This is a genomic window from Chromobacterium sp. FG89 (genome assembly GCF_057808735.1).
Window position 1 is genome coordinate 193,318 of sequence record NZ_JBMDIQ010000007.1, and the last position, 13,282, is coordinate 206,599.

At 54.4% G+C, this 13,282-nt stretch carries 13 protein-coding genes; 3 read left to right on the forward strand and 10 right to left on the reverse strand.

The features are described from left to right. Positions 1-121: 121 nt before the first annotated feature. Both ACODRW_RS09590 and ACODRW_RS09595 read right to left on the reverse strand, forming a co-directional pair. Positions 122-520, reverse strand: coding sequence for a hypothetical protein (locus ACODRW_RS09590; RefSeq protein ID WP_488905624.1), 399 nt, complete (start codon positions 518-520; stop codon positions 122-124). Between the two features lie 2 nt (positions 521-522). Then, a complete protein-coding gene (locus ACODRW_RS09595; protein WP_488905625.1) occupies positions 523-951 on the reverse strand; it encodes a CDI toxin immunity protein in 429 nt (142 codons plus the stop codon). Between the two features lie 336 nt (positions 952-1,287). On the opposite strand from ACODRW_RS09595, the gene ACODRW_RS09600 reads away from it, so the two are divergent. Continuing rightward, positions 1,288-1,947 (forward strand): BRO-N domain-containing protein, encoded by a 660-nt coding sequence (locus ACODRW_RS09600; RefSeq protein WP_488905626.1) that lies wholly within the window; start codon positions 1,288-1,290, stop codon positions 1,945-1,947. A 186-nt stretch (positions 1,948-2,133) separates the two neighbouring features. On the opposite strand, the gene ACODRW_RS09605 is transcribed toward ACODRW_RS09600, so the two are convergent. The 8 genes from ACODRW_RS09605 to ACODRW_RS09640 form a co-directional block, all read right to left on the reverse strand. After that, complete coding sequence (locus ACODRW_RS09605; protein WP_488905627.1) at positions 2,134-3,378, reverse strand: peroxidase, FMP-type; 1,245 nt, start codon at positions 3,376-3,378, stop codon at positions 2,134-2,136. A 584-nt stretch (positions 3,379-3,962) separates the two neighbouring features. Beyond that, positions 3,963-4,619 (reverse strand): hypothetical protein, encoded by a 657-nt coding sequence (locus tag ACODRW_RS09610; RefSeq protein ID WP_488905628.1) that lies wholly within the window; start codon positions 4,617-4,619, stop codon positions 3,963-3,965. A 78-nt stretch (positions 4,620-4,697) separates the two neighbouring features. After that, on the reverse strand, positions 4,698-5,069 hold the full coding sequence (locus ACODRW_RS09615; RefSeq protein WP_488905629.1) for a hypothetical protein: 372 nt from the start codon (positions 5,067-5,069) through the stop codon (positions 4,698-4,700). A 43-nt stretch (positions 5,070-5,112) separates the two neighbouring features. Further along, positions 5,113-5,565 (reverse strand): hypothetical protein, encoded by a 453-nt coding sequence (locus ACODRW_RS09620; protein ID WP_488905630.1) that lies wholly within the window; start codon positions 5,563-5,565, stop codon positions 5,113-5,115. A gap of 138 nt (positions 5,566-5,703) precedes the next feature. Then, positions 5,704-6,156 (reverse strand): hypothetical protein, encoded by a 453-nt coding sequence (locus ACODRW_RS09625; protein ID WP_488905631.1) that lies wholly within the window; start codon positions 6,154-6,156, stop codon positions 5,704-5,706. Further along, entirely contained in the window at positions 6,141-6,989 is an 849-nt protein-coding gene (locus ACODRW_RS09630; protein ID WP_488905632.1) for a hypothetical protein, read from the reverse strand. Before ACODRW_RS09630 ends, ACODRW_RS09625 begins: the two co-directional genes overlap by 16 nt. Positions 6,990-6,992: 3 nt before the next feature. Further along, the gene (locus ACODRW_RS09635) at positions 6,993-7,565 is read right to left on the reverse strand and encodes a PAAR domain-containing protein (RefSeq protein WP_488905633.1); all 573 of its coding nucleotides are present in this window, start codon (positions 7,563-7,565) and stop codon (positions 6,993-6,995) included. 464 nt (positions 7,566-8,029) lie between these two features. After that, the gene (locus ACODRW_RS09640; protein ID WP_488905634.1) at positions 8,030-11,383 is read right to left on the reverse strand and encodes an EAL domain-containing protein; all 3,354 of its coding nucleotides are present in this window, start codon (positions 11,381-11,383) and stop codon (positions 8,030-8,032) included. Between the two features lie 469 nt (positions 11,384-11,852). Here ACODRW_RS09640 and ACODRW_RS09645 point away from each other — a divergent pair, with 469 nt between their 5' ends. Both ACODRW_RS09645 and licT read left to right on the forward strand, forming a co-directional pair. Next, complete coding sequence (locus tag ACODRW_RS09645; protein ID WP_488905635.1) at positions 11,853-12,143, forward strand: hypothetical protein; 291 nt, start codon at positions 11,853-11,855, stop codon at positions 12,141-12,143. Positions 12,144-12,432: 289 nt separating this feature from the next. Beyond that, positions 12,433-13,251: a BglG family transcription antiterminator LicT gene (licT, locus tag ACODRW_RS09650; protein ID WP_488905636.1), complete on the forward strand. Its 819-nt coding sequence runs from the start codon at positions 12,433-12,435 to the stop codon at positions 13,249-13,251. Positions 13,252-13,282: the final 31 nt, after the last annotated feature.

Below are 13,282 nucleotides of genomic sequence, written 5' to 3' on the forward strand. Positions count from 1 at the left end.
AGCGGCGCGCTACCGTCCCGCCGCGTCGAACAACCGGCAGCTTAAAATCCCGCGTCTGGTTTGAAAGTCGGCTTGCGCTGAAGGAGGCTGCTGGCAAATTGGCTCGATCGCCCTTCTAAGCTTATAATTCAGCATCCGTACACCATAAATACTTCCCACAATCATCAACCCAGACTAAATCACCCTCTATCCAAGCATGCGTCTTTGATACTCCGTCACTGTCGTATGGCAGTACAGTCAAAAATTGATCATCATCAAACTCATCATCATCTGGCCAGCAGTTCTCCATCATCTCAAGAACAAGATTAAAATCTTGGACAATCTCAGATCGACAGCCCCATTTAACTAGGCTTGAATCAAAAAACAAGCGTAAGATGTATAGAAATATCTCTCTTTTCTTTTCCATACTTAGGGTTAATTCAATCTGGCACCAAACAGCAGCAACACCCATCCCATAGGCATTTTCATGAAATTCATTAAGCTGCGCTTTTAACCTCTCGCGCTCATGCACTAACAACACTCTCACACCTCTCCTGCAGAGTCATGGCTAACCAATAGTCCAGTTCCAAATGACGATGCTTCCATAATCACCACTGTCTCAGATTGATAGATGTAAGTTTTGAATCCAACGGCAAGAATATCATCAATACAGCTTACAATTTTTGAAATACACGAAGCTGGAATTTCCAAAACTGGTACAGCAGTATCATCCCAAAAAATATAGAGTCTCTCACTTTCTTTATTAAATTCATCTAACAACTCCCTAGTCTCCCCTCTCTTCGATAGGTACCCATCGCCGATTTGAAGACTACCAGATACTGAAAATTGAAATTTCTTTTCAATATCAGAAAAAACAACTTCCGCATCGCTAGCACTTACAACCTTTGCATCACCACCCAAAGCTTGCAAACATTCAGAAAATAAAACTGACATAGACATCTCCAAAGCCAAGTTACTGTCCATTCTACCTGAATGAATTGCTACCAAGCAGCATCACTGTTAGATTAATCAATGGTGCCCAACACACCTCCGTTAGCGGTCGCCCACGCCCGAAAGCCGTGGTTGTGCAACACGCCCACGCATTGCATCTCAACGCGCCCTTGCGCTCGCAATGCTTGGTCGGGCAAAGCCATTTGGAGACATCGCTATGGATGCTCGTCTTATCGTTTCCCCTCCCCTTATTTACTCTCCCCACCGCCTATCACATGCCTGCTTGCGCCTGCGCGCCGCGTATCGCCGTGCGTTTTTGGCCGCAAGGTTTACGCGCCTCACTGGGGAGGCTCGGCCATGAATGCCGCTATCAATCTGGAAATGAATACGCCGCTACAGCTGGATTTCGCCAAGGATTTGTCCATGCGGGTGCTGCGGCGGCCCGAGGGATTCTGGTTTATCGCGGCGGAGGTGGCTGCGTCCATGAAGCTGGAGGTGAAGGATTTGCAGCAGGCCTTGGGCGAGCCGCTGGGACAATCCTTCCGCCTGGCGGATGAGGCGGAACCGGTGTTATGCCTATCAGAAGGCGAATTGAACGAGGTGTTCCGCCGCATCAAGAAACCGGGCGCGCGGCGGCTGCGGCGCTGGTGGCTTGAGGAAACCCGCCCGGCCTTGCTGCATCAGGCCGGCGCGGCTGGCACCGCGGAAGCCCTGCACCTGGCGCTCGCCCTCGCCGCGGAGGCGGCGCAACAGGTCAGCCGCGCGGTGTTGGACACCGTTCTGCGCGAACCCGGCCCATGGCTGCATTCACGCTGGGTGCTGACACTGGATTACGCGCCCAGCAACAAGCAGCGCTGGCCGCAAGGCAGGCTGATCGGCCTGGATAGCAGCGTCTCCACGCTCAGCGGCATGGCGGAGCTGATCGCCCCGCCCGGCAAGATGCCGGTCAGCAAGGCGGAACTGGTGAAGCTAGCCACCGCCTGCCAGTTGCGTTTGGCGGAGCGCATAGGCAGTTAGAGCGGCTCACAAAAGCCCTGATGCTGCGTTGCGCCGACTTGCCGTACTCAAGGTACTGTCTGCCTCGACCCGCCTTGCCTCAGCCGTAAAACTGAGTTTTGTTAGCCACTCTTAGTCGGCTAATCGCGCAGCGTAATAAGAAACACCGCTTCACTATTGCGAAGCGGTGTTTTCGTCAAAAGAGTCCTAGTAGTTTAAATGCGACCTACCCGTCGGCTTCTTTCTCAAAGTATTGACCTGGATATGCGGCCAGCGCGTCACTTGCCCGTTGGAGCCGAACATGAACTCAAAAAACAGCACTTGTTCATATTGCAGCTGCAACACCTCACAGCCGTCGCTGTCTATCACCGTCTGTATCCACAAGTTCAGATTCATCTCGGTAACATTGGCAAAGGTGCTCACAAAGGGGGTGTTTAGAATCCCGCCTTGCGGCCCGCCATTGTGTTTGCTGCTGAGCTGAATCAGCGTGTATTTTTTGATGCGCTGGTCTTTGATCACATCACGCAACCGCAAATCAGGGCGTACGGAATACGGATAGTTTGGATCAGCGACAATCCGTTGGAAATAAGTCAGATTGCTGTCAGGCTGGGTGGCCGGCAATGACTTGTCAAACGCCCAAGCCGGCGCGGGTTCATCCAGATTAAGCGGCGCGGCCGGTGTGCCCTCCTGAACCGACAGCAGTGCGGCTGCGCCCATGCTGGGTGAAATGGCGAGCGGAGACCCAGCCAGGGGCACGGGGTTGGCAGCAACGGCAGCCGGCACCGTATTATTGTCTTGCGGCTGCGGAGTCGTTGGCCACGAGTTGCTAAAGGGCTGAGTCCAACAGTCGGTGCCGGTGGGATATTCCGGTTTGCCTGGAATGTCCGCCTGAAATCCGCCGGTGATCATCATCGCACTGCCATGGGGTATGGTCCCGCTACGCGCAATGGAATAAGGCGGCACATAATTTGGCCCGTTGGCGCCGGCGCCAATGGCAATCCCAGGGAAACCGTTATCAGAAATGACGGATTCCTCAGTAGCTGCATGGTTGTACATCGGATTCATCCACAAATACATGCCATCTTCTTCGTGAATGCCCACGCCGTCACTGACGCGCTGTATGCTTTGATTGTATTTCACCGCGCCCGCAAACTGCTCGTTGGTGCCGCCCCGATTCCGCACCCCGCCATCCACCAGGGAGAACGTGAGTTCTTCGGTATAGTTTTCACAGAGGAAGTGGAATATGCCGAAAATGGTTTCAGAATTTGTCCCTGGAGACGGCATACAGGTGGTATGCAAGCCCCATCCCAGATTCGTCTTATCCGGATTGTAGTTAACCCATGTGCCTTCCAGCTGCTTCAGCACACCATAATCAGCCGGCTGATCCAGTACTTTATCCGAATATTCCGGATAGGGCGGAGCTGGCGTTTGAACCACATTGTTTTCAGGCATACACACCTCGCATGATCATTCATTTTGATAAAGGGCGGTGCAGCGAAAAGACGATAAAAGCCGTGTCAGCTTTACGGGACTTGCTGTACAAATAAAAACACGTCAATGAAAAACTGGTTTTCTAGCAAAATTTGTATTTGCATGACTGAAATATTCTGCAAATCTTCAGCCACGAAATTAAGTAAATTCCGCCATACAAAAATCCTAGCACTAGACATGACAATGTCAAGACAAATTCTATTGATTATTTTATTATGAATAGAGAACGTCTAAGTTAGGCGAAATTTTCTGAGAAACCATCTTTGGAGAGAATGCGGTCATGGGGACGGTAGAACCGAAACCCAAGCACAGTGGAAGTGATATCGCCCTCCCGGGCGATTGCGGTACAGCCACCGTCTTCCATCCGCACCTCGCTTCCGCCAAAGCCCGCAAGCCACTCCTTAACTTATGGCGAGCGCTTGCGAAGACTAGAAACGGGGAGGATGCTGCTGGAGCGATGAGCACGCCTTATGCTAGGGCCGGCGCGCATCGGTGTGATAGAAAACGGGGCACGGAACTGATTGGTGCAGGCTCTTCCACAGTAATCAATCAAGCAAAAACCTATACACATTCCCCTCCTCCACAAAGGAAGCGAAATGCTTGCCCGCCAACGGCACAAATCGGCCGGACTTAATCGCGTACTCATTGAGTACCACCCCAGCCGGCTCATCCTTGCCACCCTGATAGCGATACTCAAGCTTGTCGAACCGTACTTGGCCGTTCAAAAACCTAAGGCCCTGACAGGATGCAAACAGGCTGGGTAGCTTCCATCCTTGAGGCTTGGATCTGCCCAAGCGCAACAGGTAGACCGACTTATGTCTCACCGCCGTACCCGAGGCCGATGCAGGCGTATTTTCCACGCATGCCCAGCCGGCGGCGAAATACGCCACAGCCCCTCTCCCCAAATCCCCTGCATTAACCACCTCGCCAGGGAAAGCCTTGATCGACTTGGCCAACCATGTCCTGCCATCCAGGATGATCTTACCCTCTTTCAGCTCTACCTTATGACGGCCACCCGCTGCCATGCCCTGCCAAACATATCGGATGTCTTGTTCCCCCTCCAGGCTGAAAGGTTCTAGCTCGACACCCGAAGACTGGAATAAGCGATTTGGCAGGCTGCGGTAATAGGTCTCATACCCATCAAACAGCCCAGCAGCCTGGGCCCAGGTTGGCAGAAACAGTAAAACCGCGAAATGATTCATGCGCATATCATTTTAAGGTCAGCAGAAACAAGCCGTTCTAGCGCCACTTAGCCTGCATAGGTTTCAGAACTAAGCATTTTACCCTTCAACAGGAACCAATCCCTGCTTTTTCCAACATTCAAACCTTGCGTTTGTTGCTACGCTCATCGCAACGATAACCACCTGGTGATCAAAATCAGGTAACTCACCCAATTTCTCCAAGAGTTTCTCCATGCCTTCCGCATTGCTTGAAATGCGGCAAAACCGACCACCTCCAGCAAGCACCCAAAACACGTCATCTACAAACGGCCCTTGATCCGTGGTTTCGATGCTTACCTCGCACAGATCAGCCCAATGGAACTCAATATCCTCACCCCTCGATGGACTATGGATAATTTTACTCTCATCAAAAACAACCTTCTCCACGGTTCGACTTGACTTCCACTTAAACAATCGATACAAAAACCCCATACCACCTCCCTGGCACAACCCAAAACACTCCCCTTCCAAAGACTCATAAGGGGGTTAACTGCAGATACTTGACCGGCTTTAGCGCTCCTAAAATCAGCCTATATTTCAGATCATCAAAGGAGTAGCTAACTTTCCCCTTATTATCAATTACTACTTTATACCTATTATCATTTCCATACTTTTTAAAGAAAAATACTCCACCCTTAAACTCATAACTATCAATCAACTCATCATCACGATCAGGAGGTGACAGTAAGCTCAAACAATCTAAAACCTTGAAGTCCTTTGACAGCAGATAGAATTCATAGTTTGTATCTTCCCAAGTCGCATTTTGAAGCACCAAAAAATATCGCTCAGAATCTCCCAGCCAGTACTGAGCAAAAACTGACTCGCTCATAACCTTGACACCTGTCTTTTGGCCGCAGAACAAAAGATCAAAATAAACGATTACAACCCCTGGCTTTCTTGGACTTTCCACCACATCAAAGTCTTTCATTGCATTTACCATCTAGAGCCCCTCTAACTCTTCATCTAGACCACCACCCCTTCCTCGACAATCCACATTCATACAGCATCACACATAAAATCAACCGCAAGCAATCCACCATCAATTACAATTATGCGAGAAATCACATTATATCTCTCGTAGTTCAAGATACTTTTTTGGCTTCATAAAATCAAAACATGACCTATATTTTAGCTCACTCAACAAATAACTCACCCGACCATCCGCCTGAATTGACAACTCATATCTTTTCCCACTCTTATATTTTTCAAAAACCAAACCATTCCCTTTAAGGCGGCGTTCTTGAATAAACCCATTATCCTCAGGCGTTGCGCTCAAATTAATCCGATCGACAACGTGAAAACCCTCATCAAGCAGATAGAACAAATAGTTTGTCCCCTCCCAAAAATCATTCTCAAGAACAACAAGAAAAAAATGGCCTATCTTATATTGAGCAAAAACAGTTTCATAATCCACCCTAACTCTTGTAGCATGACCATCAAACATCAAGTCAAAGCATTCGTCTACGCCCTTTGAGGATTTCACCTCTTGCAAGCCAAACAAATCTATTGGATGCGCCACTTTGTGAATTCCTCCAGTTCCTCATCGTAATTATCTACGACGCTTTCTGCCAACGCCCCACCAACTACACTCCCTGCCAAAACTACAGCAACAGCACAAACGGGAGCACCAGGCCCACACAACGTCGACACGGCTAAACCAGCAAAAACACCGCCAGCCATACCTCCCCCAATGACAGCCCCCTGTTTAATGGTTTCTTTGGTCTTATTTTCTGATGACGCCACTGCATAGCTTGCCAATGCAGCAGTCACGACCCACCCAACCTTACCAATAACACCCAATTTTTTTGCTTTTACATTAAAATCTTGATTGGGCTTTGCCGATGACTCAATAATGGCATAATACACTTTATTTTTTTCAGCTGGAGTTAATAAATCAAACTGTTTCCCAAAAAGAGATTTCGCTTTTTTATCTAACAGCTCTTTTATAGTTGGAGGTTCCAATTTGTGGCGTTCCGCTATCGCGAGGCCCTGTGCAGAAGTTACAACTCTATGCTCTGCCATTATTTTATTACGCATCGCATATGAGAACTCCATTCCGTCTTTCGCACTCACTCTCCCTGCATTGACTTCATCAAGAACAGTTTGGGCCATCCGTTTGATGTTTTCTTGATATGACATTCTAACATTCGCGTCTTTAATCACATCCGTTGCAAACCTTGCCGCTGCAGCCTCCAGCATATCCAAGCTTTTCTTGAGCGGGGACTCCAGCTCATGCCGCTGGTTCACCTGATAATAGCCCCGGTACTCAATCTTATACTCGGGAGCGCTGGCCCCGCTGGTAGTGGAAGTACCGGCGCTGCGGCTTCTGCCATAAGTTACGGTATCGCTCATGTCTCAGCCCTCGATCAGATTAAGGATTTTACTGGAGAGGTTTTCGTCGCTAACGTCTTCATTTTCCGGGATTTCAACATGGATGCCCGCGATCTCCGCAATGGAGTCGATCCGCAAACAGCTGGCCTGGTCAAATGTCATCTCCTTCGAACTGCCGTCGTTAAAGTTGATGGTGCAAGCCAAGCCTTGGTAGTTCTCCTGGCCCGGTAAGGCAAACTCGATCCAGTTCGGGCCTTGAGCCGGCAAGGCCGACCCCGCCGCAATCATCGCGCTCAGCGGCCCCGGCATCCTCTTGGCTGCGCCAGGGTCGGTATCTACCGTGGCTTGAGACTGGGAGGCAATCAGGACTGCGCCGCAGGAAGTAAGCATCCCTTCCACCGCCACATTCTTGCCCATGAAGATAACGTTTTGCGCCCCGGCCACGATGACGAACTCTGTCTTGCACTGCGGACAGTAGCCACGGTGGCCGATGCCGGATGCGTTCTTGCCATAGATATTGAAGTTGGGGAATGACTCCAGCACGGTGCCGCCATGTGAAGTGGTATCGCCCTCCCGGACGATTGCGCGCGCAGCCATAGTTTTCCTTTCCATTCAAGAAAGTAGCTTCCGGCACGCCACGGGCATTCTCGGCAATTATTCTTAAGATATCAACTAAACGAAGTCCCCTGCTCCGATTTGTCCATACGGAGGCAACCGAACCTAGCGGCTCCGCCGCTGTATAGGTTCGTCTGGCTGCGCCCTCGTCGTACCCGCAAGAAGGCCAAGCCTGACGGCTGCCGTAGTAGATCGCGGCCTTGCAACCTTGTCGCGCGCCTGGTCAAGCCTCTCCCAGCTGGCGCCAAAGTTGACCAGGAGGCCGCAATAACGCCTTCCCCTCCGCACTCTGCTGGGTATGCCTCGTCCATGGGATATGCCGGGCCGCCGGTCATCAAAGCATTGCGGGGCTTAAGCCCGCGCTTGCTCGCGCAACAGGAGCACAACACCTTGCCGCAGCTAACCACCCAAGCAAAGCGGCTTGCGGCACAGGAGGCTTTCCCACGCTATGGCGCCTGGAAAGTGGTGGTCCAGGCGGCGAACTGCTCAGCCGGCATCGGCGCGGCAATAAAATACCCCTGAGCATAGTCGCAGCCCAGCTCGCGCAGGCTCTGCCAGTCAGCGGCGGACTCCACTCCCTCCGCAACCACCAGCCGTCCCAGATGGTGGACAAGTTCGATGGTGGATTTCACGATCATGGCGGAGTCTTTGTCCTGCGACATATTCATCACAAAAGACTGATCAATCTTGATGTAATCCACCGGCAGTTTTTGCAGATAGCTCAACGACGAGTAGCCGGTGCCAAAATCATCCACATACAGTGCGACACCAGCGCATCGCAGTTCATGCAACAAGGCCAGCGCCAGCTCCGGGTCCAGCATCACGGAACTTTCCGTGATTTCCAGCTCCAGCAAGCCGGTGCGAATCGAACGCTGTTCCTGCCAAAGCCGCAGCTTGTCCGGCAAGGCGTCGTCCTGCAGATTGCGCGCCGATAAATTGACCGCGATGGGCAGCATCAGCCGCTGCCGCTGCCAGGCTTGCAGAAGCTCCAGCGTTGCCGTAATGACCCACTCGGTCAGCGGGTGGATAAGCCCGGACCGCTCAGCGATATCAATGAAGGCGCTGGGCCCCAACAAGCCGTGCTGCGGATGCTGCCAACGCACCAAGGCCTCAGCGCCGCAGACCCGGCCATCGGCCAGGCTGACCTTGGGCTGCAGGTATAGCCGCAGCTCGCCCTGCGCTATGGCATGGCGGAGTTCTCTGGCCAGCGTCAGCCGCTCGGCCTGCGTCTCGCCTTTGCCCGGTTCGTACAGGCAATAAGCCACCCCTCGCTGCTTGGCCTGCTGTGCGGCCTTGCCCATATGACGCAACAAATCGTGTACGTTCCCCCCATGTTGAGGGAACAGCGCGATTCCCACTCTTGCAGCAACGTCCAGGGTCAGCCCCGCCACTTCAAAAGCGGTGGTCATCGTCCAGGTGACCGCCGTGACCAGCACCAAGGCCTCTTGCGCATCAGCGCCGGGGAGCAAGACCGTAAATTCGTCGCCTCGCACGCGCGCGGCCAACGCGGCGGCGGGCAGGCAAGCCCTCAGGCGAGCGCCAAACTCACGCAATACCTGGTCGCCCTGCGCAAAACCGAGCACCTCGTTGATTTCCCCCAGCCGTTCGATATTGAACTGCAGCACGGCCAGCATGCGGCCCTCCTGGCTGGCGTGCACAACGGCCAGCGTCAATGCCTCTTCAAACTGCAACATATTGGGCAGGCCGGTCAGTTGATCATGGCGCAGCATTTGCTGCATGGCTGCGCGGGCCTGCTCTCGTTCCCGCTGCGCCCGCAAGGAGCCGATACCGAACGCGAGATCGGCGCTGGCCTCAATCAGCAAATCAATCTCGTCGTCGTCAAAGGTATCCGCCTGCTTGTCGTAAATGGTCAGGGCGCCGATCACGCGGCCATCCACCCGCAACGGGCAGGCCAGGCCGGATGCCGCCCCATACATCAAGGCCCGCAGCGCCTGGTACCGGCTGTCGTTCTGCATGTCGCGCGCCAGTTGCACCTTGCCGGTACGCACGGCTGTCGGCGTGATGCTGATGCCACCGGCGGCATCGGCCCTGCCCAGGACAATGCCTTTCAGTTCGTCCAGCCCGCCGGCAAAGCCGCATTGAGCCATCGGCTGTAGCTCTTGCGCCTCTCCGTCGCCATACCAGATCACCGCCGTGTCGTAACCGCCGGCCTCAACAATGGCCCGGCAACTGCTGTCCAGCAACTCCTGCTCGTCCTTGGCGCGCAACATGGCGCGGTTTCCGGCGCTGAGGGTACGCAAGGCGCGGGAAACATGCTCCAGCTCGCGCACTTGCTGAGACAGTTCGTTGTTGAGCAGCTGGATATGCTCCTCTGCCGCCTTGCGCTCGGTGACGTCGATACCCAGCACGTAATAACCGATCACCTCCTCCTGCTCATTGCGTTTGGGCACATAGCGTATGTTTTGCCAAACCCCCGGAAAAGGCTGCCAGTCATAGTCCAGCGGCTCGCCTGCCAGCGCTTTGTCAATGCGCGGACAGGCTATGTCGTAACGCTCTTCCCCCAGAATTTCCTTCACCGCACAGCCGGTGATGTTCACGCGCTCTGGCGCAAAGCGCTGCCGGTACTGTTCGTTGACATACACATAGAGGCGATCGGCATTGACATAGGCAATCAGCACCGGCACTGCGCTGAGGATGGCGTCCAGATGCGCCTCGCTTTCCACCAAGCGCAAGGACCGGTCCTGCACTCTCTCGGTAAGCAGGGCATTCTGCGCCAGTATGGTCAGCCGGGCATCCCGTTCCGCGGTGGAGTCATGGAATACAACCACCACGCCGTTTAGCTGACCGCCGCTGGCGATAATCGGGGCCACGGTGTAGCTGATCGGGCACTGCCGGCCGTCGCGCGCCACCAGTTCCCCATGCCAGGACTCCGGCATGTGCAAGGCCTGAGTCACCATTCTTGTGCCGCACGCCAATAAATCGATAGCCCGGTCGTCTTTATCCCGCCGCACGGTCAATATCTGTGACAGGGGCACGCCGACGGCCTCGGCGGCAGGCCAACCCGTGAGCAACTCGGCCACCCGGTTGCAACGGGTAATCAAGCCAGCCGCATTGACGGAAACAACCGCGTCCCCAATCGAATGCAGCGTGGCGGCCAGGCTTTCCTCGCTGGACGCCAATGCCTCCCGGCTGGCCTTGAGCGCCCGCCATTGCCGCCGCACCATGAAAAAAGTCCCGGCCAGCAGCAGGTAAAGCGTGATGCCGCTCAGGCCGTTCCACCATAGCTGCCACTGCTGTGAGCGCTCATAATCGATCTGCCTCCGTTCCAACACGTGGTGCTCTTCCCGGTCCATTTCGTCCAGCAAGCGATATACCTGTGTGCGGGAGGCGCGTAGCGGCGCTTGCGTCGCATAGGCGCTGGCTGCGGTTCCGCCCTGCTGGCGATACAAGCGCTCAACCTCACGGGAGATTGCCAATCGCTGATTGACGACCCTGCGCAGAGCTATCCAACGCTTAAGCTGTTCCGGGCTATCGCCGACTCGCACACGAAGCTGCGCCAACAAGCGCTCGCGTGCGTCAATTGCCCTGTCGCGCTCCTTTAAATTGGATTCATCGCCTGTCAGACGATAGTTCTGAGTGCTCATTTCCACTTGCGTGGTATCGCCGCGGATATGCGCCAACTGGTCCATGACCAGAACGCTGTTCGCCAGCCAGTGCGCGGCTTGACTGGCGTTGTCGACAACCTTCCAGATGGAAAGCGACAGCGCCGCTACAAACAACATGGCAACGGCAATGGCGACTCGCAACTTGGCTTCAAATCGGTCTGGCAAAATGTCCACCCCGGCGTGCTGACCCCAATCAATATCCTATATAGATAGTAAATTCCGCCACGGTAGAACAAGGCATTAACCAAGGGTTTGGTCTTGAGGCCCCACAAACTCCAGTCCGCTCCCCCTTGAAAATTCCAACTTGATGAACCACGACGCATCCTTTGAAGGATGACAATCAAGAAACCCTCCTCTCCTCCGCCATTGGCTTGACGCCCCACCCCCGCCTCAGTACCCTGTGCCTCGCGCTGCGCCCAATAACGTCGCGCCGGGTTTGGAAGCCCACAAAACCTTTCCCCAGACCAGCTCAAGTCCAAAAGACCGCAGCCCGTCTGGTGCCACGCATGTCCCCACTCCTGGACAGGCTGTGGCAGGGAGCCTTCACGGGCTACCGGTTCTGAAAGGTCTCCGGTCTTCCAACCTTGTCACGTGCCTGTCCAAGCCTCTCCGGGCAGGCTTCAAAGCTGACTAGGAGACCGCAATGACCCCTTCCCATCCGCACTCCGCTTTCGCCAAACCGCCGCCTGATCCACAGAGCCAAACCCTGGCCGCCTGCGCCCTGGCCTTGAACTGCCTCGCCACCCTGCGTCATGCGCTTGACGCCTTCCAATCCCACGCCGCACAGTCACATCAACCCCGTTTGCAGCATCTGGCCTGCGCCGCCACCTCGGTGCTGGACGATTGCGCCAGCCAGTTGCACAGCCTTTGCCCCGACGCCGTTCCCTGCCCGCAGAACGACGGGTTTCCAACACTGACTTGGAGACCGCAATGACGCCTTCCCTCTCTTTCGCCACGGCCGCTAAACCGCCCCCGGCTGCCCGCTCTGTCAGACGCCCGCATCAGTCGGCGTTGAATCGTCATATTTTTAACAAATTAAGTTGTCATTCCTACCATCCTATGGTCTTATGCGTTGATGACAGCTGGGACCAAAGCCGTGACAGGGTTCCCGCGTCGTCAAACCGGATGTATGTGCTCAAGGATTGTTACTGCGCAAGCAGGCAAAACCTGATGACTTGGCTGAGGCCAAGCCGTCAGGTTTTTTTGTTTTCAGGGTGTGCGCTATGAAAATCAGCAAAATCTTGAACAACAACGCGGCCCTCGTGTTGGACGAACACCAGCATGAGTTGGTGGCCATGGGCTGCGGCCTGGGGTACCAAAAGCGCCCGGGAGACGCGCTGGACCCGGCCCGGATCGAAAAACTCTTCGCCTTGCAAAACCATGAGCTGACATCCCGCTTGAGCGAAGTCTTGAGCGGCATCCCCGCGGAGGTGATGGCGGTGTGCGCCGATATCCTCAGCCTGGCGAAAAAGCAATTGGGCAAACTGCCCGAGGAGGTGTATCTGGCGCTGCTGGATCACTGCCATTTCGCGATTGAACGCCAGCGCCAGGGCATTGCCCTCCACAACGCGCTGCAATGGGAAATGCGCAGACTCTACCCAAGAGAGTTCGCTCTTGGCCAGCAAGCGCTGATGCTGATTGAGCAGCGCCTGGGTCTGAGCCTGCCGGAAGATGAAGCGGGGTTCATCGCCTGGCATTTGACCAATGCCCAAATATCAACCGAGGCTCTCGGGATGCAAGCTATTTCCCAATTGATGCAGCAGATACTCCGGATTGTCACCTACCAGCAAGGGCGTGAGCTTGACGAGCAAATGCTGAACTACCACCGCTTCATTGCCCACCTGAAGTTTTTTGCGCAACGCGTGTTGTCGCAGCAGACATTGCCTGTTGGAGACGCCTCCTTGCATGCGGCGGTGAAGGCAAGCTACCCGCAGGCGTGGCGCAGCGCGGAAAGCGTTAGAGGCTTCATTTGGGAGCAGTACCAGAAGGAACTTGAGTTGGACGAGATGATGTTCCTCGCCATTCACATCAGCCGTCTGTAAGCCTGATCTTTACTCGCCGGCGGCTTTGAGC

What these genes read in the sequence shown, in the direction of transcription:
- ACODRW_RS09600 (WP_488905626.1), top strand. Translation starts at nt 1,288, where the DNA reads ATGAATGCCGCTATCAATCTGGAAATGAATACGCCGCTACAGCTGGAT.
- ACODRW_RS09620 (WP_488905630.1), bottom strand. Translation starts at nt 5,565, where the DNA reads ATGAAAGACTTTGATGTGGTGGAAAGTCCAAGAAAGCCAGGGGTTGTA.
- ACODRW_RS09615 (WP_488905629.1), bottom strand. Translation starts at nt 5,069, where the DNA reads ATGGGGTTTTTGTATCGATTGTTTAAGTGGAAGTCAAGTCGAACCGTG.
- ACODRW_RS09610 (WP_488905628.1), bottom strand. Translation starts at nt 4,619, where the DNA reads ATGAATCATTTCGCGGTTTTACTGTTTCTGCCAACCTGGGCCCAGGCT.
- licT (WP_488905636.1), top strand. Translation starts at nt 12,433, where the DNA reads ATGAAAATCAGCAAAATCTTGAACAACAACGCGGCCCTCGTGTTGGAC.
- ACODRW_RS09645 (WP_488905635.1), top strand. Translation starts at nt 11,853, where the DNA reads ATGACCCCTTCCCATCCGCACTCCGCTTTCGCCAAACCGCCGCCTGAT.
- ACODRW_RS09635 (WP_488905633.1), bottom strand. Translation starts at nt 7,565, where the DNA reads ATGGCTGCGCGCGCAATCGTCCGGGAGGGCGATACCACTTCACATGGC.
- ACODRW_RS09605 (WP_488905627.1), bottom strand. Translation starts at nt 3,378, where the DNA reads ATGCCTGAAAACAATGTGGTTCAAACGCCAGCTCCGCCCTATCCGGAA.
- ACODRW_RS09630 (WP_488905632.1), bottom strand. Translation starts at nt 6,989, where the DNA reads ATGAGCGATACCGTAACTTATGGCAGAAGCCGCAGCGCCGGTACTTCC.